The sequence below is a fragment of the Aliiroseovarius sp. M344 genome (assembly GCF_025140835.1).
GTDB lineage: Bacteria > Pseudomonadota > Alphaproteobacteria > Rhodobacterales > Rhodobacteraceae > Aliiroseovarius.
Genome location: NZ_CP081153.1, coordinates 634,363 through 661,349 on the forward strand (window position 1 = coordinate 634,363; position 26,987 = coordinate 661,349).

The window sequence follows — 26,987 nt, forward strand, 5'->3', positions numbered from 1 at the left end:
ACGAATGATGCTTTTCAGAAATCTCCGGCGCGCGTCGGGGGTTTCTTATTTAGGGCTTGCCGGAAAGCCGATGCTATCCAGCGCTGAAACAACGGCCTCAGAAGACAATCCAGTTACCTCCAGCGTGCGGGCTTCCATGTCGAATGTCAGCTTCTCGGCACCTTTTTCGGTCAAAGCTTCGGTGATGGACTCTTTACAGTGTCCGCAACTCATATCGGGAACGTGGAACTTGGTCATTTAAGTGCCTTTGTGCAGGTGATCGCATTTCTTTGAATAGGCGGCGGCCAGCGGCGTCAAGATGTCATATAGAAACATTGGCCCCCCTCTTGACCTTCTAGTCACTGGAACCCTTATGTAGAGTGTGAGAGTTCGCTGGAGTTACACATGACCACGGCAACCACCCTGACTTTAAGCCTCGAAAACCTGTCCTGCGCGTCTTGCGTCGGCCGGGCCGAGCGCGCTTTGACTGCTGTTGATGGTGTTTCTGCTGCACCGGTAAACTTGGCCACCGAAACCGCAAGGGTGGAGTTTTCTGCGCCAGCGACCGCCGATGCATTGGCTGGTGCTCTGGACCGTGCGGGCTATCCCGCGCGACGCGAAACCGCTGTGCTTGAAGTGGAGGCGATGTCTTGTGCATCCTGTGTCGGGCGGGTTGAGAGGATGCTGGCGGCAACCCCGGGCGTCTTGGAGGCGCGGGTAAACCTCGCCTCAGAGCGTGCATTCGTGACTTATCTGGCCGGGGCCACCACACCACAAACCTTGTCGGCCAAGATCACCAAGGCGGGCTTCCCCACCCGCCCGCGCGAAGATAATGCCAGCACCGTCCCCCGCGATAAGGCTGCCGAAGCTGAAGCTTTGAAGCGAAAGGCTCTACTAGCCGCGGTTCTGACCGCGCCGGTCTTCATTCTGGAGATGGGGGGGCATCTGTTCCCAGCGTTTCACCACTGGATTGCACGCAGCATTGGACTTGGCACCTCACATTGGATCCAGCTTGTTCTGACAACGCTGGTGCTGGCCGGGCCGGGTCGGTTGTTTTTCACCAAAGGGATCCCCGCGCTTCTGCGGGGCGCCCCCGAGATGAACGCCTTAGTCGCGCTGGGCACGTCAGCGGCGTATCTCTATTCACTCGTTTCCGTGCTGGCGCCGGGCATCCTGCCTGCTGGCACAGCAAACGTGTATTTTGAGGCCGCAGCAGTGATCATCGTTTTGATCCTGATCGGCCGCTGGATGGAAGCTCGCGCTAAGGGTCGTACCGGCGAAGCGATCCGGGCCCTCGTAGCCCTTGCCCCGAATGATGCGCTGGTCGATGTCGATGGCAAAACCATCACCCGCCCCGTGTCGCAAGTGGTGACGGGCGAGGTCGTCGTGATCCGCCCCGGTGAACGCGTGCCACTGGACGGCGAGGTGGTTGAGGGCGAAAGCCTTGTCGATGAAAGCATGATCAGTGGCGAACCGGTCCCTGTCGCAAAGGTCATTGGGCATACAGTGACAGGCGGCACGGTCAACGGCACAGGCGCTTTGAAGGCGCGTGTCACCGCCGTTGGGCCAGATACCCTGCTGGCGCAGATCGTACGAATGGTCGAAGACGCGCAGGGTGCGCGGCTGCCCATACAGGCGCTGGTCGACCGGATTACCGCGGTTTTCGTCCCGATCGTGATGGCAATTGCTGCCCTGACCGTCGTGGTCTGGCTGGTCATCGGACCAGACCCGGCGCTTGGTTTGGCCTTGGTCGCCGGGGTTTCGGTGCTGATCATTGCCTGCCCCTGCGCGATGGGCCTGGCCACGCCGACCTCGATCATGGTTGGCACCGGGCGAGCGGCGCAGCTGGGGGCTTTGTTTCGGCGTGGCGATGCGTTGCAGACCCTGCAATCTGCGCAGGTTGTGGCCTTCGACAAGACGGGCACGCTGACGGAAGGTCGCCCCAAACTGACCGCGTTTGAAGTTGCCGATGGCTGGATTCCTGATGAGGTTTTGGCAATGGTCGCCGGGGTCGAGGCACAGAGCGAACACCCTCTGGCACAAGCAATCCTTCAGGGCGCAGCCGATCGCAACGTTGGCCCTGCGAAGGTAAAAGATGTGCAGACCGAAACCGGTTTTGGACTGCGGGCACAGGTCAACGGCCAGCGCGTCCTTGTCGGGTCACAGCAGTATATGGCGCGCGAAGATGTGATGCTTACCGGCATTGTGGATCGCGCAGACCCAATGCGTTCACGCGGAGAGACGGTGTTTTTCACAGCGATTGACGGCCAATTGGCTGCGCTGATCGGCGTTTCTGACCCGGTTAAACCCGAGGCGGCGCGCGCGCTTCAGGCTTTGCGGGCGATGGGCAAAGACATCGCGATGATTACCGGCGATGATCCCGCAACAGCCGCCGCAATTGCGGATCAACTGGGGATCGACTACGTTGATGCGGGCGTGTTGCCCGGCGGCAAAGTCGCCGCAATCGAGGCCCTTCAAGCGCTTTTTGGCAAGGTCGCTTTTGTGGGCGACGGCATCAACGATGCTCCCGCGCTGGCCAGTGCCGATGTTGGTTTGGCGATCGGAACCGGTACGGATGTAGCGATCGAGGCAGCGGATGTCGTGTTGTCCTCAGGGGCGTTATCCGGCGTGGTCAACGCTTTTGAAATCAGCCGCCGTTCCATGACCAATATCCGGCAAAACCTGTTTTGGGCATTTGGCTATAACGTTTTGCTGATCCCTGTTGCGGCTGGCATCCTTTACCCTCTTTGGGGAGTTTTGCTGTCGCCAATGTTGGGGGCGGGTGCGATGGCGGCGTCATCCGTGCTGGTGCTGACCAACGCCCTGCGCTTGCGGTTCGTCCGCCCGAAACTGGAGGAACCGACATGAACATATCGGATGCAGCCAAGCACACAGGTCTACCCGCAAAGACAATCCGGTATTACGAAGAAATCGGGTTGATCACGCCTGCCCGTGATACCAATGGCTACCGCATTTTTACGGATCGCGCGCTGCACAAACTGACATTTCTGGCGCGCGCTCGGGCGCTGGGGTTTTCGATCAGTGATTGCAGGGCGCTATTGGCTTTGTATGAGGACCAGTCCCGCGCGAGCGCCGATGTGAAGCGGATCGCATCAGAGCACCTTAAGGCGATCGAAGTGAAGATTGCCGACCTTGGTGCAATGCGTGATACGTTGTCGGACCTTGTGCACGCCTGTTCCGGCGATGAACGGCCAGATTGTCCAATCCTGAAAGGCATCGAACACGCCCAGACCACCGTTCGGAAAGCTTGAGGCACATCAAAGACAGGTGCAGTGTGCAAGCGCAGAAAAGAGCCAGGAGGAGTCATCAGCTCGCCCATCGGGTGAGCTTTGCGCCAAGGACCAAATCTAATGGACAAAAGCCCGCTTAGCCCCCTGTTCGATCCCCGCTCGGTCGCCGTGTTTGGGGCCAGCCCAACTGGCAACTCAGTTGGTGCGTTGGCCTATGCCAATCTGATGGCTGGCGGATTTGATGGCGTAATTGTACCGGTCAATCCGAAACACAAAACCATCGGCGATGTGGTTTGCCACAAATCGATCTCGTCAGTTGCCGAAGACATTGATTTGGCCGTCATTGCCACGCCGGCGCGGACGGTGCCGGGCATCATGCGCGATTGCGCTGCGGCGGGGGTAAAAGCGGCGATTGTCTTGTCCGCTGGGTTCGGCGAAGGCGATCCGCAAGGCCGCGAATACGAAGCGCAGGTCATCAACGGAGCGCGCAAAGGCGGCATCCGGTTTCTTGGCCCCAATTGTGTCGGGCTCGTCCGACCCTGGCTGGGGTTGGATGCCACGTTCCTCAGGTCACAAGCGCCCAAAGGTCGGCTTGCAATGGTATCCCAATCGGGGGCGTTGATATCGGCGATTGCCGATTGGGCCGGACCGCATCATTCGGGCTTCTCCGCCATGGTGTCGCTGGGCAACTCGCTTGATGTCGATATCGGGGACACGCTGGACTATTTGGTCAATGATCCCAAAACCGATGCGATCCTTCTGTATATAGAAGGCGTGAAAGATGCGCCGAATTTCATGTCAGCCATGCGCCGCGCGGCGCGGCTTAAGCCAGTGATCGTTCTGAAGTCGGGTCGCCATGTCGCAAGCGCCAAAGCTGCGCATACACATACCGGCGCGTTGATCGGGTCGGACGAAGTCTTCGACGCGGCGCTTGAACGTGTCGGCGCAGTGCGCGTCAATACTCTGGGCCAACTTTTTGCTGCTGCCGAACTGTTGGCAAACACCAAGAAAACCTCTGGCGACAAGCTTTGCATTATCACCAATGGTGGTGGCGCTGGCGTTCTGGCAGCGGACCGTGCGGGCGATTTGGTTTTGACCTTACCGCCACTGTCTGAGCCGACCCGCAAAGCGTTGGATAAGATCCTACCGGCGTTTTGGAGCCATGCTAATCCGGTTGATATTCTGGGTGATGCGACGCCCGAAGCCTATGGCGCAGCGGTCAAAGCAGCGATCGCCGACCCCGGTGTCGATGGCGTGCTGGTTTTGTTGACACCACAAGCGATGACCGAACCGACAGCGGCGGCGCAAGCCGTGAAGGACGCCCTTCCAAAGCGCAACAAAAAGCCGGTGTTGGCCTGTTGGATGGGCGAGGATGTGGTCGCCGAGGGCCGCAACCTACTGTCCGAGGCCGGGATATCGGTCTTCGAGACGCCAGAGCGCGCCGTAGAAGGGTTTTCCTATCTTGCTCAGTATCATCGAAACCGCACGCTGTCGCTGGAAGTGCCGCGTGCGCGCGCTTTTGAGCAGGGACTGGATCTGGACGGTGCACGGATGATCATCGCAAACGCGCTGGCAGCTGGGCGAAACATGCTGTCTGACACTGAAAGCAAGGCGCTGTTGAGCGCGTTTAACATTCCGGTCAACCTGACGATTGAAGTTAAGTCAGCCAACGATGCGTTGATTGCGGCCGAGACGGTTGGGTTCCCTGTTGCGATGAAGATCGCTTCGCCCGAAGTTTCGCACAAAACCGATGTTGGTGGTGTGAAGATAAACGTGGCCCATGCGGCGACCGTCAAGCGCGCGTTTCATGAAATTGTTCAGAATGTAAGAAAGGCTTTGCCAGACGCTTTGATCTCAGGCGTCACCGTCGAAGCGATGGCCAACTTGCGTCAGTCACGTGAGCTTGTGATCGGGGCAAGCCGCGATCCGGTGTTCGGCCCGACAATCCTGTTTGGGGCGGGCGGCACCATGGTCGAAGTGATGAAAGACAGTGCCGTGGCCTTGCCACCGCTAAACTCTGTGCTGTCCGAACGGCTGATCAATCGCACCCGTGTGTCAAAGGCGCTGGACAGTTTCCGCGATTATGATCCGGTTGATAAGGCTGCGGTTGTGGATGTTTTGAAGCGGGTTTCAATCATTGTCAGCGAATTGCCCGAGATTATCGAACTCGACATAAACCCGCTGTTCGCAGGGCCGGACGGGGTGCTGGCCGTTGACGCGCGCATCACCATTGCGCGCCCGCCTTCGATGGATGGGCGATATGATCACATGGCGATCCACCCCTATCCGCGCCACCTCGCTCGCGAAACGTTTCTTCGTGATGGCACACCGCTGACGATCCGCCCGATCCGTCCCGAGGACGCCGAACACGAAAAACAATTCATGCGCGATCTTTCAAGCGAGGCGAAGATGATGCGCTTCATGGGGTCAGTGAACGAGTTAAGCCCTGAGCTTCTGGCCCAGTTCACTCAGATCGATTATCGCCGCGAGATGGCGCTGATTGCGATGGCCGAGATTGAGGGCGAACAGGTTCAGGTCGGCGTGGCGCGCTATGTCATAAATCCCGACTGGAAAAGCTGCGAATTCGCCGTCGTCGTGTCGGATCGAATTCAGCATCAGGGGCTGGGCACCAAGTTGATGAAAGGCCTGTTCAAGGCGGCGCAAGATCACGGGCTTGATGTGATCGAAGGTACTGTTCTGCGCAAGAACGCTCCGATGCTGCGACTGATGAAGGACTTGGGCTTTACGCAGCGCCCGGACCCGGATGACCATGATGTGGTGATCGTCGAACGCAAACTGTGAGCTAAGGTTAAGGAGAGGAGACCGAATGCTGTCTATCATATCGCACCCAGAGTGCCGAGATCACGATGCGGGTCCCCTGCACCCGGAAAGCAAGGCGCGGCTGGATGCGATCAACAACCAGTTGATCATGTCTGGCATGGATTATGTCGTGCAGCATCGTGATGCCCCGCTTGTCGAACGATCTCAGCTTGAGCGGGTGCATGACAGCGACTATCTGGACCGTGTTTATGCGCTAGCGCCCGGGCAAGGCATGGAAAGCGTTGAGGTGGATGGCGATACCGTGATGAGCCCCGGCACCCTGCGAGCCGCTGAACGCGCGGCTGGCGCAGGCGTTCTGGGCGTCGATCTTGTCATGTCCAAGGATGCAAACCCGGTCTTTTGCATGGTGCGACCGCCGGGTCACCACGCCGAACGCGACAAGGCAATGGGGTTTTGCTTGTTCAACAATATTGCCGTCGCCGCCGCCCATGCGCTGGACGCTCATGGGCTGTCACGCGTCGCGATCATTGATTTTGATGTTCACCACGGCAACGGCACAGAAGAAATCTTCAAAGGAGAGAAGCGCGTGCTGTTCTGTTCTAGCTTTCAGCACCCGTTCTACCCCTTTACCGGGCATGAGAAAGAGAACGACAACCTCGTCGATATCCCTTTGTCAGCCGGGGCAGGAAGTGCTGAGTTCAGGGAAGCGGTCAGCGCCCACTGGGTGCCGCATCTTAAGGAATTCAAACCAGAGTTCGTGTTCATTTCGGCCGGGTTTGACGCGCATGTCGCCGATGACATGTCGAGCGTTCAGTTGACCGATGCCGACTATGAATGGGTCACGCGCGAGTTGCGTTCGATCGCAGATGAATTCGCGGAAGGGCGCATCGTTTCGATGCTTGAAGGCGGTTACGAACCAGACGTTCTGGCCCGATCAGTCGTGAAGCATCTGGATGTATTACTTGGCTAACTAAGAAAACCGCGCTGGGCTTAGAACAGCCACCGTGGCCGCATCTATTTCCGGCGCATCTCCGGACACGATGTCGGCCAGCAATTGCGATGCGGCGGGGCTGGTCTGAAACCCATACCCGCCCTGTCCGGCGAACCAAAGAAAGCCCGCGTCTTCAGTAGAGCGGCCAATGACGAGGTTGCGGTCGGGCGCGAAACTGCGCAATCCGGCCCAGTTTGCCATCATGCGCGTGACTGGTTCTGTCACCATGTTTTCATATCGCGCGAGCCCCTCTGCCAAAACCATGTCATCGGCCCAGGCATCGTGCGGATCCATGGGGTGGGCTTCTGCAGGCGACACGATCAGAGCGCCCGCATCAGGCTTTGCATACCAGCTTTCGCCAGCGCCCATGAACAAGGGCCAGTTCGTTACATCATGCCCCCCGGGCGCGGGAATACGTGCGATTGACCGGCGATAAGGTTGGATGCCGATCGGTGAAATCCCCGCCAATGTGGCGACTTGATCGGCCCAGCCACCAGCCGCATTGACCAACGATTTTGCTGTGAAAACACCTTTTGGTGTGGTTACCTCCCACCGGTCCGGCAACCGGGTGATCTTGGTGGCTTTTGCGCCCGTTACCACTTCGCCATTGGCACGGACATCACGTGAAAAGTTCTGGATCAGCCGGTCCGTGTCGATATCCCATGCGTCTTTGTGATAGCCTGCGCCAACAAAGGTTTTCGGGTTCAGGATAGGGACCAATGCCAAGGCGTCGTCCGCAGTTACCGGGTCGAGATGCATTACATCCAGATCCACAGCCAGCGCGTCTTCCTGACCCTTGCCAGCGACAATCAAAAGCCCACGCGGACTGAGCACCCCGCCATTGGCTGTTTCGTGAAACGAGCGCGATGCCCGATTAAGCTCAACCACGCTGGGCGCGCCATAGCATTCTTCAAACATCGCAGCCGACCGACCAGAGGCGTGATAGGCCAGTGCGTCTTCGGCTTCCAAAAGGGTCACGCGGCCGAGCTTGGACAGACGGGAACCGGCAGACACGCCAGCGATCCCACCGCCGATTACAATGAAGTCGTCCATATCGTGTCCTAGCCCGTCAATCTGAAACGTTGCTCGGACACTTACACGATGAAAGAGGAAGTGAAAGGCCTCGATGCTCGAAGCCTTTCCGGTTGCCATTCTGCTGTGCGGGTGTGCGATTTACATGCGGCCAAAATCGTCTGATGTCAAAAGACCATCACCGTTTCGGTCCTGCTGTGGGAACCACAAATCAGACCCTTCAAGAAATTCAGCGCGGGTGACTTCTCCGTCGCCGTTCAGGTCGGCATTTTCGAGTGTCATTGCCATCGCTGCACCATGCTGGCCCATAGCCTGACCTTTGCCTTGGCCTTTCATTTGGCCAATGCCGTTTTCCTTCATATCTGCTTCGCGGGCCTCATCGAACTGGACGTATTCATCGGCGGTCAGAATGTCATCCTCATTCGTGTCAAACGTGGTGAAGATATCGCCACGCCGTTCGCGCGCTTCTTCAATGGACACCGAACCGTTTTCGTCGAGATCCCAGTTTTCGATGAAATGAGCGCCGGGTTGGTTTTGGGCGAGTGCGGGCAGAGTTCCGATAGCCAGAAGACCAGCGAAAAGGAAAGATGATGTACGCATTTTGTAGCTCCGTTTGAATTTATATTCATTAAACGGAATGGATTCTAGTTTCCGTCGCAGATTTTAGAAAAAACCGAAAAAAATGGCCCCGCCGACGGCGAGGCCAAAGATTCAGGTCTGTTTCTCTATCAGCTGGACGGAATTTCGCCTTCGATGCCTTCGACATAGAAGTTCATGCCAGCCAATGTGCCATCATCAGCGGTTTCACCTTCAGCAAGCCAGTCCGAGCCATCCTGTTTTTTCAACGGTCCAGTAAAAGCATGGTATTCACCCAAGCCCAGCGCGTCGCGCATTGCCTCAGCTTCGGCCTTCACATCGGCGGGAACAGCATCAGAGATTTCGCCGATGCCGACCATGCCAGTGCTAATACCATCCCAAGTGTTCACGCTTTCCCACGTGCCGTCCATGACGGCCTTGGTGCGCGCGATGTAGTAAGGCGCCCAGTTGTCGATGATCGATGAAACCCGGGGCATCGGAGCGTACTCAGACATGTCCGAAGCCTGACCGAAGGTGATCACGTTACCAGCCTCTTTAGCGGCAGCCTGCGGTGCAGTTGAATCGGTGTGTTGCAAGATCACGTCAGCGCCTTGCTCGATCAGAGCCTTTGCCGCATCCGCTTCCTTGGCCGGATCAAACCATGTGTAGGCCCAGATGATTTTGAACTGTACGTCCGGGTTCACTTTTTTGGCGTGGATATAGGCCGAGTTGATGCCGCGGATAACTTCCGGGATCGGGAACGAGGCGATGTAGCCGATGATGTTCGATTTGGTCATCTTACCAGCGATGTGACCCTGAACGGCGCGGCCTTCATAGAAGCGTGCGGAGTAAACCGACACGTTCGGTGCTTGCTTATAGCCGGTGGCGTGCTCGAACTTGATGTCCGGGAACTTTTCGGCCACGGCCACGGTCGCATCCATGTAACCGAACGAGGTGGTGAAGATCAGGTTCGCGCCAGACAGAGCCATCTGAGTGATCGCGCGTTCTGCATCGGCGCCTTCCGGCACACTTTCCTGAAAGATCGTTTCGACTTTGTCGCCGAACTCTTCTTCCACAGCCAATCGTCCTTGGTTGTGTTCGTAAGTCCAGCCGCCGTCGCCGACCGGGCCGACAAAGATAAAGCCGACCTTAGTCTTGTCTTGTGCCATGGCAGCGCCGGACAACCCGGCGGCCAAGGCCACACTGGCCAGAAGTGTTTTTACTGCACGCATTTCATTCTCCCTTGATGGTTTGAGCAGATTTCTGTGTGTTGGTGTCGTGTTCGTCGTCGCCGTTTTCCGCGTCCTCGCGAATTCGGCGTTGTATATTGGTTTCGCTTTCAAGCAGCGCCGCAGTCACGATGGCCGACGGCACGGCGATTACACCCAGCCCGATGAACAGCACGAAAGTGGTAAATATCCGGCCGCCGGGGGTGATCGGAAACATATCGCCGTAGCCAACGGTTGTGAAGCTGGCGACAGCCCACCACAAGCTGTTGGGGATCGACGAAAAGACGTCGGGTTGGGCATCATGTTCGAAGATGTAAATCCCTACCGCAGATATATAAAGCATTAGCCCAGCGATCACGCCGAACACCGCCAGTTCGCCCCGGACCTGGCCAAATGCAACCACCAAACGCTCCATCGCATGCGAGCCACGGAACAGCTTTAACAAGCGAACAAGACGCAACAGCCGGAAGGTTCGCACGACCTGCCATTGTGGCGTCAAAAGCGCGATGGCAGGCAAGATGCTCAGCAGGTCGATGATGCCCCATAAGCTGAAGGCATACCGGAGCGGACGCGGGGCGGAAAACAGACGCACGAGGTATTCGACCGAGAAGACGACCAAAAGGAATACTTCAAAGTTGAACAGCAGCCGACGCAAGTTGGTGGGCAATTCCGGCATTGTTTCCAGCGCAATGGCGAAAGCGGATGCCAAGATCAACCCATCCATGATGCGGCCAATATTCACGCCGCCGAAGGACTTGTGCCCGTCAAGGATGTCGTGGATATCGGCCTTGTTCATCGGGGGTTCCTAGTGTGTCGCGTGGAAGATGCGCCCAAGTGATCCGGGCGCGCCGTGATTGCCACGCAAAGAGATAACCACAAGAACAAGAATTGTCACGACATAGGGGCTCATCGCCAGAATTTCGACGGGGATGGCAGCGCCTGCGGCTTGCAGGTTCAGTTGCAGGACGGTGATACCGCCGAACAGATAGGCGCCCAGCAGCACGCGCCATGGCCGCCAACTGGCGAAAACCACGATGGCAAGGGCAATCCAGCCCGCCCCTGCAGTCATACCTTCAACCCATTGAGGCACCCGCACAAGGCTGACATAAGCCCCGCCCAAACCAGCACAGGCGCCGCCGAAGGCAATGGCCAACAGGCGGACGCGTATGACCTTGTACCCCAGCGCGTGCGCGGCATCGTGATTTTCACCAACGCCCCGCAGGATCAGCCCGGCACGGGTACGGGTCAGGACATACCAAGTGGCAGCGACGATGATCAGACTGACATAGACCATCGGATCATGGCGAAACAGGATCGGCCCAAGAACCGGGATGTCGCTCAGCAACGGTATATCCCATTTTGCCATGCTTGGCGCTTTTATGCCTTCATATGGCTTGCCGATCAGCGCAGACAGTCCCAGCCCGAACAGCGTTAAACCAAGGCCTGTCGCAACCTGATTGGACATGAGATACAGGACCAAAACGCCAAACAGCATGGACAGTGCCGCCCCGGCGATGGCCGCGGCAACGAAGCCAAGCGCTGAACTGCCCGTGTTTACACCAATGGCAAACCCCACCACAGCGCCGGTGATCATCATGCCCTCGACCCCAAGGTTCAGGACGCCAGATTTTTCGACAACCGCTTCGCCGATCGCGGCCAACAGGATCGGTGTGGCGGCAACCATCAGGGAGGCCAGCAGAAGAAGCGGGTTGATTTGACCTAAATCCATCGTCGTTCTCCTTACGCTGTCGCGGTTTTGTTAAGGCGGATGCGGTAGTGCGACAACACATCCATCGCCAAGAGGAAGAACATCAACATGCCCTGAAACATCTGGATGGCAGCACCGGGGAGGCCCAACATCAGCTGTGCCAGTTCGCCGCCAATATAGGTCAGTGCCATCAACAGACCAGCCAGCAGAATGCCGATGGGATGCAGACGCCCAAGGAACGCCACGATGATCGCTGTGAACCCGTAGCCAGAGTTGAAGTCGATGGTGACCTGGCCAGAGGGGCCCGAGACCTCGAATAGACCCGCAAGTCCGGCCAAGGCCCCTGACGTGCCCAAACAGAACAAGATCAGGCGCGTCGGGTTAACGCCTGCAAATTTTGCTGCGCGCGGCGCCTGTCCAGTAAGCCGAACCTGAAAGCCCAACATATGCCGGGTCAGCAGAACATAAGCGAAGATGACCGCGATGAAGGCCGCCGCCACGCCCCAATGCATACCGGAGCCCGAGATGATCTCGGTATTATAGGCCGCAGGGAAGTCACGGAAATTTCGCGAGCCGGGGAAGCCCATGCCTTCTGGGTTTTGAAGCAGACCCTGGCTGACCGAGGCCAACAGATTCTCGGCCACGTAAACCAGCATCAGGCTGACCAGAATTTCGTTCGTCCCAAACTTCACCTTCAAAAGGCCGGGGATCATGGCCCACGCCCAGCCGCCGATCGCGCCAGCCAGTACCATGGCCGGGAAGATCAGCACGCTCTCTGAGGGATAGAAGGCCAGCCCGACACCTGCGCCACAAATAGCGCCCATGATGTATTGGCCTTCCGCGCCGATATTCCAGATGCCCGCGCGAAAGCCGAGGCTTAATCCGATCGCAATCAGGATCAGCGGGGCAGCTTTCACCAAAAGCTGCGGTCGGGAATAGGGGCCGAAAGTCTCATGAAACAACGGATCCCAGAAGATTGTTCGGATCGCCTCCAACGGCGGCTTGCCCAGCATCCAGAACATGATGCCGCCAACGATCATCGTGGCGATCACCGCCAGAACCGGCGTGAAACCCGCCCAGAATTTGGACGGCTGCGGACGTTTCTCCAGATGTATCATGCTGCCGTTTCCTTCTCGCCGCCGCCCATCATCAGGCCAATCGTTTCAACATCCAGACCTTGTGTCGGAACGGGTTCAGCCAAACGACCTTCGTTCAAGGCGGTGAAGCGATCGGAAATCTCCATCAATTCATCAAGGTCCTGGCTAATCACAACCACCGCTGCCCCATGATGGGCGAGGTCCAAAAGCGATTGGCGAATGGCAGCCGCAGCCGACGCATCGACCCCCCAAGTCGGTTGGTTTACGACCAGAACGTCGGGGCGTTGCAGCACTTCGCGACCGATGACGAACTTTTGCAGATTACCGCCAGATAACGACCCGGCAGTGTTGTCTGGGCCGGGCGTGCGCACATCGAAGTCCTTGATGACCTTGAGCGCAAACTGTTCGGTCTTGCCCCAGCGCAGGAACCCACGCTCAACAAGGTTCTCGCGCACAGCGCCAGTCAAAAGCGCATTTTCGGTCAAACTCATTTCGGGCGCAGCAGAATGGCCCAGACGCTCCTCTGGGGCGGTCAAAAGGCCACGCGCCCGTCGTGCGTTGGGGTGCAGATTGCCAATGTCTTCGCCCGCCAGAGCGATCTTGCCAGTTTGGGCACGGCTTTCGCCGGACAACACCGCCAGCAGTTCATCCTGCCCATTCCCCGCAACGCCGCCGACGCCCAGAACCTCTCCTTTGCGCACTTCCAGCGTGACATTGCGCAGATCAGTACCAAACTCGTTTGGAGATTTCATCGAGACATCGGATATCGACAAGGCAACGGGTCCAGGGGTTGCGGCCTCGCGGAAGGGCACATGCAAGGTGTCGCCGACCATCATCTCGGCCAGTTCGCGGGCGGATTTTTCGCGCGGATCACACGTGTCGACCACTTTGCCCAGTCGCAGCACGGTCGCGTGTTCACATAATGAACGGATTTCTTCGAGCTTGTGCGAGATATAAAGGATCGCGGTCCCCTCGGCCGTCAATTTCCGCAGAGTTTTGAAAAGAATATCAACCTCTTGCGGGGTCAGAACCGAGGTCGGCTCGTCCATGATCAACAGCTTGGGGTCTTGCAAAAGGCAGCGAATGATCTCGACCCGCTGGCGTTCACCTGCGGACAGTTCGCCCACGATGCGACCGGGATCAAGCGGCAAGCCATAGGCCTGACTGACCTCTCGGATACGTGCCGAAAGCGCGCGACGATCCGGCGGGTTGTCCATACCAAGCGAGATGTTCTCGGCGACCGAGAGCGCGTCGAACAGGCTGAAATGCTGAAAAACCATCGTCACGCCAGAACTGCGCGCCGCGGCCGGGTTCACCGGTGTAAAGCTATCGCCCCTCAGCGTCATTTTGCCCGCGTCAGGCTTGACTAGGCCATAGATCATCTTCACAAGCGTCGATTTCCCTGCGCCATTCTCGCCCAACAGGGCGTGAACTTCACCCGGCAGGATCGAAAACGAAACTTGGTCATTTGCCACAACACCCGGGTAGGCTTTCGTCATCCCCTCAAGTGTCAATAGCGCGTCGGCTTGGCGCGTATCTCCTGTCACTTGTCATTCCCCTGTTGATTTTTTCTTTATTTGTCGTGCTTTTAAGTAGCGCGGAGGCGACTCCCACTGCAATGGCTTGAGGCGTTTTCCCGAGGCCCGGATCACCGATCGGGCATTGGATTTTATCAACCAGCGTAGCGCTATGACCCAGCGCGGTCAGACGTTTTTGAAACCGTGTCCACTTGGTTGCAGAACCAATCAATCCTGCGGTCGCAAATGGCCGCGTCAGGATTGCATGGCAGATGTTCAGATCAAGGCTGTGACTGTAGGTCAGCACCAGATGATGCGCGTCCTCAGGGGCCAATCCTGCCGCCGCGGCCGGATTGCCCGTTGGCAATGCGGAAACACCGGTGGGCACGGTCTTTGGAAAACGGTCTGGCGCAGTGTCGACCCACGTAATGTCCAGATTGGTCAGCGGCGCCAACACGTTCACAAGTGCACGACCCACGTGGCCTGCGCCATAAATCCAGACCGGAATGGTCGGACGCGCCAAAGGCTCGATCATCCATCCTTGTATGAGTTGAGGTGCTGGTCGCACGCCCTGTGCTCGTGACTGTTCTAACACGCGTCTCACTGCCAAGGGTGTCGCATCCGATAAAGCCACTGGCCGCGCCACGATATCATCCCGCCCCAATGCCGCGATATCATCGCCTGTATAGCATTCGGTCAGCAGCGTGACTGCGCCGCCGCAACATTGTCCAAGGGCGGGGCCCAAAGGCAGTCGCGTCAACCTTGGTTGTCCGCCAGTCAGCAGATGGTCACGTGCGGTTTGGGCCGCGCGGTATTCCAGTTCTCCGCCGCCGATCGTCCCGACTTGGCCGCTGGACCAGACCAACATAGCAGCGCCCACTTCTCGCGGGGTTGAACCGGCAGTTTCGGCCACGACAACGCGGGCAACTGGCCCGTGCCGGTCAATCGTGTCTGAGAGATGGGTCAGATCGAAGCTCATCCCGCGCGCACCCGCTCAACGGCATTAAGGATTTCTTCTGGCGTGGCTGGTGCGCTCATGTCGTGAAACCCGTTGCCACAGGCCGACACCGCATCAGCCAGCGCAAGCCAAGCGGAAATACCCAACATGAAGGGGGGTTCGCCCACGGCTTTCGATTTGAAGATCGTATCTTCGGTGTTGGGTTGATCCCAAAGGTCAACATTGAAAATGCGAGGCCGATCTGAACAGGCGGGAATTTTGTAGGTCGATGGCGCGTGGGTGCTGAGCCGCCCCTTGTTGTCCCAAACCAATTCTTCTGTGGTCAGCCAGCCAGCGCCCTGCACATAGCCGCCCTCTACTTGCCCAATATCCAGAGCGGGGTTCAGGCTGCTGCCTGCGTCATGCAGGATGTCGGTGCGCAGGATACGGTTCTCGCCCGTCAGCGTATCGATCACAACCTCGGTCAATGCGACGCCATGAGCGAAATACAAGAAGGGGCGACCTTGCCCTTTGATCCGGTCCCACGTGATGCTGGGCGTCTTATAAAAGCCCGTCGCAGACAGGCTGACACGGGCCTCATAAGCTGACTTTGCCGCCTGAGCAAAGCTGACCGAATGGCCATCTGGTCCAGTCAGCAAGCTGTTGTCGAAAACGATGTTTTCTGGGGCGACACCCCATAAATCTGCGAAGTGATCAGCCATACGCTTGCGTATAGTAAGGCAGGCAGCCTGCACAGCCATACCGTTCAAATCTGATCCTGACGACGCCGCTGTGGCCGACGTGTTGGGCACTTTCGCCGTGTCCGTTGCGGTAATTTTCACCACATCAAGTGGCACGCCAAAGCACCGCGCCGCGACCTGAGCCACTTTCTGGAACAGACCTTGGCCCATTTCCGTTCCGCCATGGTTCATGCGGATAGAGCCGTCAGAATAGACATGAACCAATGCGCCTGCCTGATTAAGGTGGGTCAGCGTGAAGCTTATCCCGAATTTGACCGGAGAATAGGCCAGCCCCTTTTTCAATATGGTGTTGTCAGCGTTGTACGCCTCAATTTCCGTCCGCCGGTCGGCGTAATTCGAACGCTCCAGCAGCGCATCGGTCATTGCGGGGACGTGGAAGCCCTCGATCGTTTGACCATAATGAGTTGTCTGACCGTCCTGATAAAAATTCACCCGACGCACGGCGATCGGATCAAGGCTGCGCGCAGCGGCAATGTGGTCAAGAATGCGCTCGATACCAAGGACGCCCTGCGGTCCGCCAAATCCGCGGAACGCGGTGGCAGAGGCTGTGTTGGTCTTCAACCGGTGGCTTTCGATCCGAACGGCGGGCAAGTGATAGGCATTATCCGCATGCAACATCGCGCGATCCGCAACAGGCAGCGAAAGGTCCTGTGCCCAACCACAACGAGCGAGTTGCATCACCTCTAACCCCAAAATGCGACCTTCTGCGTCTACACCAGCGCGATAGGTGATACGAAAATCGTGGCGCTTGCCAGTGATGATCATGTCGTCGTCGCGGTCATAGCGCATCTTGCAAGGGCGACCAGTTCTTTGCGCAACAATGGCACAGGCGACGGCCAACGCATTGCCTTGGCTTTCCTTGCCGCCAAATCCACCACCCATCCGGCGGATTTCAACCCGGATGCCGTGCATCGGGACACCAAGCGCCTCGGCGACCTTGTGCTGGATTTCGGTCGGGTGCTGGGTCGAGCTGTGAACCAGCATGTCGCCGGCTTCTTGCGGAATGGCCAACGCGGCCTGGCCTTCAAGGTAGAAATGTTCCTGACCGCCCATTTCGAACGACCCATCCAAAACATGCGGTGCCGTATGGAGGGCTTCGGCAGCATCGCCGCGCGACCAGACCACCGGCCCGCCTTCGAACCGGCTGCCAGCGGCCATGGCATCATCAATGGTCAGTATGGCGGGGCGGGGATCGACTGTAATCTCGGCCAGTCGCGCAGCCTTGCGGGCCGCAAGGTGAGAGGTCGCGACCACCAGAAATATCGGTTGACCGTGATAGAATACCTCGCCTGTTGCCAAAAGCGGCTCGTCATGGATGGAGGGCGAAACATCATTGGCATGCGGCAGGTCAATCGCTGTCAGGACATCAATCACACCCGGTGATTGGCGCACTTTTGACAGATCAGCGTGGGTGATCACACCACGGGCCGTATCGCTGAGCCCGAAGGCCAGATGCAGGCAATTAGCAGGCGTCGGAATGTCATCAACATACCGGGCTTCCCCCGTGACATGTAAGCGGGCCGCGTCATGAGGCAGGGACGTTCCAACGCTCATGGCTGCACCTCAAGCACCGAGGTCGTCAAACCCTGATCTTCATGCCAATAGCGAACCAGAAGGTTCTGCGCTGCCTTCGAACGATACACTGCAGATGCCCGCATATCCGACAGCGGGCGGAAATCTTTTGAAAAAGCGGGAAGGGCGGCCTGAATCGTTTCCAAGCTCCATGGCCGGCCGTTCAGAGCAGCTTCGACATGTGTCGCCCGTTTGGGGGTGCCTGCCATGCCGCCAAACGCGATCCGTGCCTCAGAAATCATGCCGCCTTCAACCGCAATATTGAAAGCCCCCAGAACGGCAGAGATATCCTGATCGAACCGTTTTGACAGCTTATAGGTTCGGAGCCGATCAGGTTTGCGGTCGAAAGACACAGCTTCCACAAATTCACCCGGCTGGCGGTCTTGCTTGCCATAGTCGATGAAGAAACTTTCCAACGGGATTGCGCGCGTTTCGCTTCCGCGGCGCAGGTGTAAGGTCGCACCCAATGCGATCAGCGCGGGTGGCGCGTCGCCGATGGGCGATCCGTTCGCGATATTGCCCCCGATCGTTGCGACATTGCGAACCTGCAACGACGCAAAGCGGCGCAGCATCTCGGCAAAATGAGGGTGATGGGGGGCGATGGCTCCGCGCAGCTCTTCGATTGTGACACCCGCGCCGATCTGAACCCTGTCGTCGGTGATGTGTATGTCGCGCAGGTCCTTAACTCCGTTCAGGAAGATAACCGGGGTCAGATCACGCAAGGCTTTGGTTGCCCACAGGCCAACATCCGTCGCGCCTGCAACAAGGGTCGCATGGGGCTGGGTCATCAAGGCATGTGCCAGTTCGCTTGCTGTTTCTGGTCGCGCCAGGTCTTTTTCCGCAGCCTCGTCCGGCATCTGGCCCGCGCCCGGGTCAAAGTTGCCGGGCGAGCCGTGTTTGGCAGCATCTTCAGCGGCCCGAATAATGGGGGCATAGCCGGTGCAGCGGCACAGATTGCCAGCCAGAACATCGTCGTGGCTGGTGTCGCCATTGTGAAGTGCTGTGGCCAGAGACATCGTAATGCCGGGCGTGCAGAAGCCGCATTGCGACCCGTGGAAATCGATCATGGATTGTTGTGCGGGGTGCAGCTGGTCGTCCGTTGCCAAGCCTTCGACCGTGGTCAAAGATTTGCCGTTCAACTGACCCAGAAACAAAATGCAGGCGTTGACAGATTTCGCACCCTGCTCATCGGCGACCATAATGGTGCAGGCCCCGCAATCGCCTTCATTGCAACCTTCTTTTGTTCCGGTCAGTCCTTGGGTGTCGCGCAGCCAATCCAATGTCGACCGGGTGGGGTCCACATCGCGTAGGGTCACACTCTCTCCGTTCAGAAGAAAGGCGATATCCATGAGGTTCGTCCTGCCGCGTTACCCTGTCATTGCCCCGATTTGCTTGTCTTCGATGCGGCGTAGAAAACAGGCGGGGTTGTTTTGTCGTTGGCTAAACAAAGCCGAGATTCACCGTTCTGGCAAGAAAATCCTTTTTCGCATTTGCGGCATCTCCTTATGCGGGCAAGGGCGTTGACAGTTGCCCTGCTGCCGAAAGAATAGTATTCTATTGTATACAATTGAAAGGGTAACAGGTGATAGCCGACCTTCACCACATCCAACTAGCCATGCCAGAAGGTCAGGAAAATCTGGCAGATGCGTTCTATGTCGACCTGCTGGGGTTTGACCCAGACCCCAAGCCAGAAGCCTTGGCAGGTCGTGGTGGGGTTTGGTTTCGTCGCGACGATGTTCGGGTCCATTTGGGGGTAGAGCGGCCATTCTGCCCCGCAAAGAAAGCCCACCCAGCTTTTCTATGCGACGGGTTGGATGAGCTTGCCGCAGCGCTGGAAAGGGCGTCTTTCCCGGTGAGTTGGGACACCGACCTGATCGGATTCCGTCGGTTTTATTCCGCTGACCCATTTGGCAACCGCATCGAGTTCCTTCAGCCTGCCTCATAACCGTTTCTGCGCTTCCCCCGCGCTGAGGCCTCGTCTAGGTTAATCCAATGACGAAACATCCCCGATTCATTCACCTGCGCGTCCACACCGAGTATTCACTTCTGGAAGGCGCAATGCCGGTTAAAAAATTGCCGGGTCTTTGCGCCGCTGCAGGTATGCCGGCGGTCGCCGTGACTGATACGAACAATATGTTTTCCGCGCTGGAGTTTTCGGTCACCGCCGCAAGCGAAGGCGTGCAGCCTATCATGGGCTGTCAGGTTGACGTGGTGTTTGAAACACCCGCACCCGGAGAGAAAGCTCGCCCGGCTGCGGCGGTTGTTCTTCTTGCGCAGAATGAGCACGGGTATGAAAACCTCATGAAGCTCAATTCCTGCCTGTACATCGACAAAGGCGGCGAGCTGCCGCAAGTGCAGCTGGCAGAACTTGAGCAGTATTCGGCTGGCCTGATCTGCCTGACGGGTGGTGCCGAAGGTCCGGTCGGCCAGTTTCTGCAAGCGGGTCAACGGCCAGCCGCCGAGGCGTTGATGCAGCGACTGCACACTTGCTTTGAAGACCGCTTGTATATCGAATTGCAACGCCACCCGGGCGAAGGCGGACAGCTGACGCCAGCCGAACGCGCGACCGAGCAGGGCTTTGTCGAACTGGCTTATCAAATGGGTATACCGTTGGTCGCGACCAACGATGTCTATTTCCCGAAGCAGAAGCTTTATGAAGCCCATGATGCGCTGATTTGCATCAAGGAAGGCGCTTATGTTGATCAACAGGAGGGGCGTCGCCGTCTGACTCCTCAGCACTATTTCAAGAGCCCTGAAGAGATGATCACGTTATTCGCGGATCTTCCAGAGGCCATTGATAATACGGTGGAAATCTCCCGTCGCTGCGCCTTCATGGCCTATCGGCGCGACCCGATCTTGCCGAAGTTCGCGGATGATGAAGTGGACGAACTGCGCCGCCAGGCAAATGCCGGGTTGCAAGATCGGCTTTCGCTGATCCCTCATGCTGTTTCGGTAGAGGATTATCAAAAGCGGCTCGATTTCGAGCTGGATATTATCGAAGGCATGGGCTTTCCCGGCTATTTCCTGATCGTTGCGGACTTCATCAAGTGGGCTAAGGATCACGAGATTCCCGTGGGACCGGGTCGGGGATCGGGTGCTGGTTCGCTTGTGGCTTATGCCCTGACGATCACCGACCTTGATCCGCTCCGCTACTCGCTTCTGTTCGAACGCTTCCTGAACCCAGAACGGGTGTCGATGCCTGACTTCGATATCGACTTCTGCATGGATCGCCGGGAGGAAGTGATCCGCTATGTGCAAGAGAAATACGGACGCGACAAGGTCGGCCAGATCATCACATTCGGTGCTCTGTTGTCTAAAGCCGCCGTACGCGACGTCGGCCGCGTTTTGCAAATGCCATACGGCCAGGTGGATCGGTTGTCGAAGATGATCCCGGTTGAGGGCGTGAAGCCGGTTTCGATCGAAAAGGCTTTGGCGGATGAGCCACGCCTTCGCGAAGAAGCACGTGCCGAAGAAGTGGTCGACCGTCTGTTGACCTATGGCCAACAGGTTGAGGGGCTTTTACGCAATGCCTCGACACATGCGGCGGGGGTTGTGATCGGGGATCGGCCGTTGGATGCGTTGGTGCCGCTGTATCAGGACCCGAAATCCGACATGCCCGCCACCCAGTTCAATATGAAATGGGTGGAACAGGCCGGGCTGGTGAAGTTCGATTTTCTGGGTCTGAAGACGCTGACAGTTATCCAGAATGCTGTGGACCTGATCCGGGGGCAGGGGCGTGATATCCATACGGGACCGAATGGTGAGGCGCTGTATGACCCACCCGAAGGCACCGAGAACGAGATTAACACCATCCCGCTGGATGATGAAGCGACGTACAAGCTGTATGCTGCCGCAAAAACCGTCGCCGTGTTTCAGGTGGAATCGACTGGCATGATGGACGCGCTTCGGCGCATGAAGCCCACCTGTATTGAAGACATCGTGGCGTTGGTGGCGTTGTATCGCCCCGGCCCGATGGAGAACATCCCGACCTATTGCGAGGTCAAGAACGGGCTGCGTGAAATCGAAAGCGTCCATCCCCTGATCGACCATATCCTTGAGGAAACCCAAGGTATTATCGTTTATCAGGAACAGGTGATGCAGATCGCGCAGGTCATGGCGGGGTACTCGCTTGGTGGCGCTGACCTGCTGCGCCGTGCGATGGGTAAGAAAATTAAAGAGGCGATGGACGCCGAGCGTCCGAAGTTCGAAAAGGGCGCTGCCGAAAACGGCGTGCCGGCCAAGAAAGCGTCGGAAGTTTTCGATCTGCTGGAGAAGTTCGCCAACTACGGCTTCAACAAATCCCACGCCGCGGCCTATGCGGTGGTCAGCTATCAGACGGCCTGGCTAAAGGCGAACCACCCCGTTGAATTTATGGCCGGTGTGATGAACTGCGATATTCATCTGACAGATAAACTGTCCGTTTATGCCCACGAGGTCCGCCGGGGCATGGATATCGAGGTGGTGCCGCCCTGCGTCAACCGTTCACAGGCGCTGTTTAGCGTCAGTGAAGGCCGTGTTGTTTACGGGCTGGGCGCGCTCAAGAATGTGGGTGTCGAGGCGATGAACCTTGTGGTGGAAGGCCGCAAGATGGATGGAACCGACAAGCCCTTCGCGACGCTTTACGACCTCGCCCGACGGGTCGATCTGAAACGCGTCGGAAAACGCCCGATGGAAATGCTGGCGCGGGCAGGTGCCTTCGATCAGCTTGACCCCAACCGGCGTCGCGTTTTTGACAGCCTTGATGCGTTGGTCGGCTATTCTGCCGCGATTCACGAACAACGCGCGTCCAATCAGGTATCTTTGTTCGGGGAAGCGGGCGACGATCTGCCCGAACCGCGTCTGTCCCCTGTCGGAGACTGGCTGCCCAGCGAACGATTGGCCGAGGAACATAAAGCCATTGGCTTTTACCTGTCAGGCCATCCACTCGACGATTACATGCCCGCGCTGAAACGCAAACAGATCATGTCGCTTGCTGAGTTGGAGAAAAAGGCGGAACGCGGCGCCTCTATCGCGAAGCTTGCGGGCACTGTCGCCGGGCGGCAGGAACGCAAATCGGCTCGTGGAAACCGTTTCGCCTTTGCGCAACTGACAGACCCGACAGGGCAATACGAGGTTACGATCTTCTCAGACGTGTTAGAGAAGTGCCGTGATTACCTGGAAACCGGTGCCAATGTCGTTGTCACCGTTGAGGCGACGATGGAAGCCGACCAGTTGAAGCTTCTGGCGCGCTCAATCTCGCCCATCGACAATGTTGTCGCGGATGCAGGCGGGATGGCGTTGAAACTGTATCTGGATCAGGCAGATGCGCTGACGCAGGTTGCCAATCTTTTGAAAGATGCTTCCGAGAAAGCGCGCAATATACGACCCGGAGAGGTCTCTGTCTGCCTGATGGACCCCTCGTTACCGGGTGAGGTCGAGATGACTTTGGGTCAACCCTTTCCGTTAAACCCCCAGATCAAGGGCGCGCTGAAATCGCTAAATGGTGTGATTGATGTGGAGGAGGTTTAGGAGCGTTGCCTCTCGCAAACCGTCGTCACAAATCCATATCACATCGGAGCGATTCAGGCAGATGACAATGTACCGCTAGTCAGCTATTTTTTTGATTCAGAAGAGAGAAACGTAGTTTCTCGATTAATCGTGGCTTTTGAACCTGAGTGATGCTCTGCAATTGTTACTAGCAGTGCCCAAATCGGGTCGAACTCTGGGTGGCCTTCGAGCTTTTGGCGAACGACCGTTTCCAAGTCACCCATTGTGATCATGGTTTGAGCTTCGTCATCACTCACCTGAATGCCGAATGCGTCCTCAATGGCGATGAGAATTTCGACTTCGTCCAGATCGCCGTACAGGTCGAGAGAGTTTAGAGCTTTTTGTCGTCTGCTGCGAAAAAATCCAAGCATATGTGGAGCTTGCCTTCAATAATGCGGTGGCCGCTCATCGCCGATGACAACACCACCTGAATTCGCCATCTCGCGTTCAGCCTCGCGTTCCATCAGCATTTTCACGCGATGGGTCATTCTGGACAGTTCGGCGTCCTGACGCGTGACGACATCGTTCAGTTCCTCGACCTGACGGGTCAGGTGGGCGACGGTTTCTTCAAGCTGGGTCAGGCGATCATCTGTCATGGCCGCGTGATAACGCGTCTTCCGGGCAAGACCCAGAGGTTTTTGCAGTGCGTGCCAATTCGTGAAGAAAAGCAGGCTTTCCTTGCCCCTGCTGCCCCCATCGGCTAGACCGCCCGCGATACTTATCTGAACCGGGACCAGACATGGCCAAGCAGAAGAAACAGCCCCGCCCCAAGGCGATTACGCCCAAGGGGTTTCGCGATTATTTCGGCGCAGAGGTGGACGAGCGTAAGCTGATGCTCGACCAGATTGCGGCTGTGTATCATCGCTATGGCTTTGATGCGCTGGAAAGCTCGGCGGTGGAGACAGTCGAAGCGCTGGGCAAGTTCCTGCCCGATGTCGACCGGCCCAACGAGGGTGTCTTTGCGTGGCAAGAGTATGACGAGAAGGACAATGGCGATTGGATGGCCTTGCGCTATGACCTGACGGCGCCGTTGGCACGCGTCTATGCGCAGCACAGAAATGATCTGCCGTCGCCTTATCGTCGGTATGCAATGGGACCGGTTTGGCGCAATGAAAAGCCGGGGCCGGGGCGTTTTCGTCAGTTTTATCAATGCGATGCTGATACCGTTGGCACGGCGAGCATGGCGGCGGATGCCGAGATTTGTGCGTTGCTGGCCGACACGCTGGAAACCGTTGGTATCCCGCGCGGTGACTATGTTGTACGGGTGAATAACCGCAAAGTTTTGAATGGCGTGCTCGAGGTTATGGGCGTGGACGAAGGTCCGACACGCGACGCGGTCCTGCGCACCATCGACAAGTTTGACAAGGTTGGCGAAGCCGGCGTGCGCGAGCTTTTGGGCAAAGGTCGTCTGGATGCTTCGGGGGCGTATATCGACGGGGTTGGGTTGACCGATGCGCAAGCGGAACCGGTTCTGGCTTTCCTGACATCGAAAGGGGCCACTGCCGATCAGACATTGGCGAACCTTCGCAATGCCGTGGGCCAAAGTGTTATTGGCACCGAAGGCGTTTCCGAGTTGGAGGAAATTGCAACTCTGCTCGCCGCACAAGGATATGGCCCCGACCGGATCGAGATCGACCCCTCGGTCGTGCGCGGCCTTGGATATTATACCGGACCTGTGTTTGAAGCCGAACTGACCTTTGAAATCCTCGACGAAAAAGGTCGTCCGCGCCAGTTTGGGTCTGTCGCCGGGGGCGGGCGCTATGATGATCTGGTCAAGCGGTTTACCGGGCAAGCGGTCCCTGCGACTGGCGTGTCGATTGGCGTGGACCGATTGTTGGCCGCGTTGCGGGCCAAGGGACGCATGGGGGGCAAGGCTATTGGTCCGGTCGTTGTGACGGTGATGGATAAGGCGCGTCTTGCCGATTATCAGGCGATGGTGGCCGAACTGCGCAATGCCGGTATTCGCGCGGAAGTGTATCTTGGTAACCCAAAGAATTTCGGCAACCAGTTGAAATATGCGGACAAGCGGGCGTCCCCTGTGGCGGTGATTGCAGGCTCTGACGAGTTCGAAGCCGGCAAAGTGCAAATTAAGGACTTGGTGCTGGGGGCAAAAATCGCCGAAAGCGCCACGCTTGAAGAATGGAAAGAACGGCCCAGCCAGTTTGAATGCGACCGCGCCGATCTGGTCGTCAAAGTACGTGAGATCATTGAGGCATCCAATGACTGACAAGGCCAAAGTTCGCACTGAAGCCGCTCGGTTTCTGGAGTTCTTTGAGGGGCGCGGTGCCTGCGTCGTCGAAGCTGATATTCTGCAACCCGCCGAAACCCTTTTGGATCTGTATGGTGAAGACATACGCGCCCGCGCGTTCGTGACCCATGATCCGGATATTGGCGAAGCGATGCTGCGTCCTGACTTCACTGTGCCGGTAGTCCAGATGCATATGGCTGGTGGGGCTGAACCTGCTCGCTATGCCTATATGGGCGAAGTGTTTCGCGCGCAGGAAGAAGTCACCCACAGGGCGTCAGAATATTTTCAGGTCGGGTACGAAGTGTTTGACCGAGCCGCGCCGATTGAAGCCGACGCCGAAGTTTTCGCGTTGTTGAAAGAAGTGCTGGAGCCGTTGAACCTGCGGGCCGCCACTGGTGACATGGGTCTGTTGCTGGCCGCGGTGCGCGGATTGGGCACAACGGATCGGCGCAAGGCGGCATTGCTTCGCCACGTCTGGCGTCCACGGCGGTTTCGGGCGTTGATTGATCGGTTCGCCGGGCGCGCGCCAATGCCTGATGGGCGAGAGGCCCTGCTGGCTTTGCAGGACCCATTGGCGACTGACACGCCTCACATCGGCTTGCGATCACCAGCCGAGATCGCCGCGCGGGTCGAAGCGCTGCAATTGGACGCCGCAACCGCACCGATTTCCGAACAAGAGGTCGAGCTGCTGGATGATTTGCTTGGGCTGCGGGAAACCACGGAAAACGTGTTGGAGCATCTGCGCGATCTTGCTGTCGACATGCCTGCGATAGCCAATGCTGTAGATCGGCTGGAAGCCCGCGCCGACGCCTTGGCCAAGCGCGGTGTCGACGTGGCAACGCTGGATTTCGAAGGCAGCTATGGGCGCACGTCGATGGAGTACTACGACGGCTTCGTGTTCGGCTTCTACTCTGAAACCCGGCCAGACTTGCCGCCCGTCGCGACCGGCGGACGCTATGATGCGTTGACTCGTGTGCTGGGCAACCAGAACGGTGAAAAGCGTGACATTCCCGCTGTCGGTGGCGTGATCCGACCCGAATTGACCTTGGAACTGACAGGCGAGGCGGAACAATGACTTTGAAGCTGGGCGTGCCCTCCAAGGGGCGGCTGATGGAAAAGACGTTTGACTGGTTCGGAGCGTCTGGAATCGAATTGGCGCGTACCGGTTCAGACCGTGAATATGCTGCTGCCATAGACGGTATTGACGGCGTGGAGCTGGTGCTTTTGTCCGCCGGCGAGATCCCGCGTGAACTGGCCGCAGGGCGCATTCATTTGGGCGTTACAGGGTCTGATCTTGTTCGCGAGAAGCTGGGCGCGTGGGAAGAGAAAGTCCTGGAACTGGCCCCGATGGGGTTTGGGCATGCCGACCTGATCATCGCTGTGCCAAAATGCTGGGTAGATGTGAACACGCTGGATGATCTGGATGCGGTTGCCGCAGCTTTCCGCAAGCATCATGGGTTCCGACTTCGCATCGCGACAAAGTACCACCGACTGGTCCGTGATCACCTGCGCGACTACGGGGTGGCGGACTATCAATTGGTGGACAGCCAGGGTGCGACAGAAGGGACCGTCAAGAACGAAACCGCCGAGGCCGTGGCGGACATCACCTCGACGGGCGAGACGTTGCGTGCCAACCATCTGAAAATTCTGTCAGGCGGGCCGGTCCACAAAAGTCAGGCGACGTTGTTCAAGTCGCGCAAGGCGGATTGGTCTGACGCGGATCGCGCAACGCTAAGTTTGCTCTGCAAAAAACTGGGCATCCAGAACTGACAACGGTTGTGG

General features: G+C 57.7%; 22 protein-coding genes. 9 read left to right on the forward strand and 13 right to left on the reverse strand.

Features of this window, described 5'->3' with window-relative positions:
- Positions 1 to 45: 45 nt before the first annotated feature.
- The gene (locus K3556_RS03115) at positions 46 to 237 is read right to left on the reverse strand and encodes a heavy-metal-associated domain-containing protein (RefSeq protein WP_260518272.1); all 192 of its coding nucleotides are present in this window, start codon (positions 235 to 237) and stop codon (positions 46 to 48) included.
- A 147-nt stretch (positions 238 to 384) separates the two neighbouring features.
- Here K3556_RS03115 and K3556_RS03120 point away from each other — a divergent pair, with 147 nt between their 5' ends.
- From K3556_RS03120 to K3556_RS03135, 4 genes are all read left to right on the forward strand, one after another.
- Positions 385 to 2,847, forward strand: a complete 2,463-nt coding sequence (locus K3556_RS03120) for a heavy metal translocating P-type ATPase (protein WP_260518273.1) — start codon at positions 385 to 387, stop codon at positions 2,845 to 2,847.
- Positions 2,844 to 3,251, forward strand: a complete 408-nt coding sequence (gene cueR, locus K3556_RS03125) for a Cu(I)-responsive transcriptional regulator (protein WP_260518274.1) — start codon at positions 2,844 to 2,846, stop codon at positions 3,249 to 3,251. The genes K3556_RS03120 and cueR overlap by 4 nt, the downstream gene beginning before the upstream one ends.
- A 99-nt stretch (positions 3,252 to 3,350) precedes the next feature.
- Positions 3,351 to 6,032: a bifunctional acetate--CoA ligase family protein/GNAT family N-acetyltransferase gene (locus tag K3556_RS03130; RefSeq protein ID WP_260518275.1), complete on the forward strand. Its 2,682-nt coding sequence runs from the start codon at positions 3,351 to 3,353 to the stop codon at positions 6,030 to 6,032.
- 25 nt (positions 6,033 to 6,057) lie between these two features.
- The gene (locus K3556_RS03135) at positions 6,058 to 6,981 is read left to right on the forward strand and encodes a histone deacetylase family protein (RefSeq protein ID WP_260518276.1); all 924 of its coding nucleotides are present in this window, start codon (positions 6,058 to 6,060) and stop codon (positions 6,979 to 6,981) included.
- On the opposite strand, the gene K3556_RS03140 is transcribed toward K3556_RS03135, so the two are convergent.
- From K3556_RS03140 to xdhA, 10 genes are all read right to left on the reverse strand, one after another.
- Positions 6,982 to 8,055, reverse strand: a complete 1,074-nt coding sequence (locus K3556_RS03140) for an FAD-binding oxidoreductase (protein ID WP_260518277.1) — start codon at positions 8,053 to 8,055, stop codon at positions 6,982 to 6,984.
- 120 nt (positions 8,056 to 8,175) lie between these two features.
- Positions 8,176 to 8,634 (reverse strand): EF-hand domain-containing protein, encoded by a 459-nt coding sequence (locus K3556_RS03145; protein ID WP_260518278.1) that lies wholly within the window; start codon positions 8,632 to 8,634, stop codon positions 8,176 to 8,178.
- A gap of 128 nt (positions 8,635 to 8,762) precedes the next feature.
- Complete coding sequence (locus K3556_RS03150; RefSeq protein WP_260518279.1) at positions 8,763 to 9,842, reverse strand: BMP family ABC transporter substrate-binding protein; 1,080 nt, start codon at positions 9,840 to 9,842, stop codon at positions 8,763 to 8,765.
- 1 nt (position 9,843) lies between these two features.
- The gene (locus K3556_RS03155) at positions 9,844 to 10,635 is read right to left on the reverse strand and encodes an ion transporter (RefSeq protein ID WP_260518280.1); all 792 of its coding nucleotides are present in this window, start codon (positions 10,633 to 10,635) and stop codon (positions 9,844 to 9,846) included.
- Positions 10,636 to 10,644: 9 nt separating this feature from the next.
- Complete coding sequence (locus K3556_RS03160; RefSeq protein WP_260518281.1) at positions 10,645 to 11,568, reverse strand: ABC transporter permease; 924 nt, start codon at positions 11,566 to 11,568, stop codon at positions 10,645 to 10,647.
- Positions 11,569 to 11,579: 11 nt separating this feature from the next.
- Complete coding sequence (locus K3556_RS03165; protein WP_260518282.1) at positions 11,580 to 12,665, reverse strand: ABC transporter permease; 1,086 nt, start codon at positions 12,663 to 12,665, stop codon at positions 11,580 to 11,582.
- Positions 12,662 to 14,143, reverse strand: a complete 1,482-nt coding sequence (locus tag K3556_RS03170; protein WP_260519162.1) for an ABC transporter ATP-binding protein — start codon at positions 14,141 to 14,143, stop codon at positions 12,662 to 12,664. Before K3556_RS03170 ends, K3556_RS03165 begins: the two co-directional genes overlap by 4 nt.
- A 4-nt stretch (positions 14,144 to 14,147) precedes the next feature.
- The gene (gene xdhC / locus K3556_RS03175) at positions 14,148 to 15,140 is read right to left on the reverse strand and encodes a xanthine dehydrogenase accessory protein XdhC (protein WP_260518283.1); all 993 of its coding nucleotides are present in this window, start codon (positions 15,138 to 15,140) and stop codon (positions 14,148 to 14,150) included.
- On the reverse strand, positions 15,137 to 17,413 hold the full coding sequence (gene xdhB / locus K3556_RS03180; protein ID WP_260518284.1) for a xanthine dehydrogenase molybdopterin binding subunit: 2,277 nt from the start codon (positions 17,411 to 17,413) through the stop codon (positions 15,137 to 15,139). Before xdhB ends, xdhC begins: the two co-directional genes overlap by 4 nt.
- On the reverse strand, positions 17,410 to 18,780 hold the full coding sequence (gene xdhA / locus K3556_RS03185) for a xanthine dehydrogenase small subunit (protein ID WP_260518285.1): 1,371 nt from the start codon (positions 18,778 to 18,780) through the stop codon (positions 17,410 to 17,412). The genes xdhB and xdhA overlap by 4 nt, the downstream gene beginning before the upstream one ends.
- A gap of 233 nt (positions 18,781 to 19,013) precedes the next feature.
- Between xdhA and K3556_RS03190 the strand changes: the two genes are divergently transcribed.
- The gene (locus tag K3556_RS03190) at positions 19,014 to 19,376 is read left to right on the forward strand and encodes a VOC family protein (RefSeq protein ID WP_260518286.1); all 363 of its coding nucleotides are present in this window, start codon (positions 19,014 to 19,016) and stop codon (positions 19,374 to 19,376) included.
- 47 nt (positions 19,377 to 19,423) lie between these two features.
- The gene (gene dnaE, locus K3556_RS03195; RefSeq protein WP_260518287.1) at positions 19,424 to 22,939 is read left to right on the forward strand and encodes a DNA polymerase III subunit alpha; all 3,516 of its coding nucleotides are present in this window, start codon (positions 19,424 to 19,426) and stop codon (positions 22,937 to 22,939) included.
- Between the two features lie 83 nt (positions 22,940 to 23,022).
- On the opposite strand, the gene K3556_RS03200 is transcribed toward dnaE, so the two are convergent.
- Positions 23,023 to 23,328: a hypothetical protein gene (locus tag K3556_RS03200; RefSeq protein WP_260518288.1), complete on the reverse strand. Its 306-nt coding sequence runs from the start codon at positions 23,326 to 23,328 to the stop codon at positions 23,023 to 23,025.
- A 15-nt stretch (positions 23,329 to 23,343) separates the two neighbouring features.
- Positions 23,344 to 23,538 carry a SlyX family protein gene (locus K3556_RS03205; protein ID WP_260519163.1) on the reverse strand — a complete coding sequence of 65 codons (195 nt, stop codon included), beginning with the start codon at positions 23,536 to 23,538 and terminating at the stop codon, positions 23,344 to 23,346.
- 158 nt (positions 23,539 to 23,696) lie between these two features.
- Between K3556_RS03205 and hisS the strand changes: the two genes are divergently transcribed.
- From hisS to hisG, 3 genes are read left to right on the forward strand one after another with little or no spacing between them, the layout of a single operon-like run.
- Positions 23,697 to 25,184 (forward strand): histidine--tRNA ligase, encoded by a 1,488-nt coding sequence (gene hisS, locus K3556_RS03210; RefSeq protein ID WP_260518289.1) that lies wholly within the window; start codon positions 23,697 to 23,699, stop codon positions 25,182 to 25,184.
- A complete protein-coding gene (locus tag K3556_RS03215) occupies positions 25,177 to 26,280 on the forward strand; it encodes an ATP phosphoribosyltransferase regulatory subunit (RefSeq protein ID WP_260518290.1) in 1,104 nt (367 codons plus the stop codon). The genes hisS and K3556_RS03215 overlap by 8 nt, the downstream gene beginning before the upstream one ends.
- On the forward strand, positions 26,277 to 26,975 hold the full coding sequence (gene hisG / locus K3556_RS03220; protein ID WP_260518291.1) for an ATP phosphoribosyltransferase: 699 nt from the start codon (positions 26,277 to 26,279) through the stop codon (positions 26,973 to 26,975). The genes K3556_RS03215 and hisG overlap by 4 nt, the downstream gene beginning before the upstream one ends.
- The last annotated feature ends 12 nt before the right edge of the window (positions 26,976 to 26,987 follow it).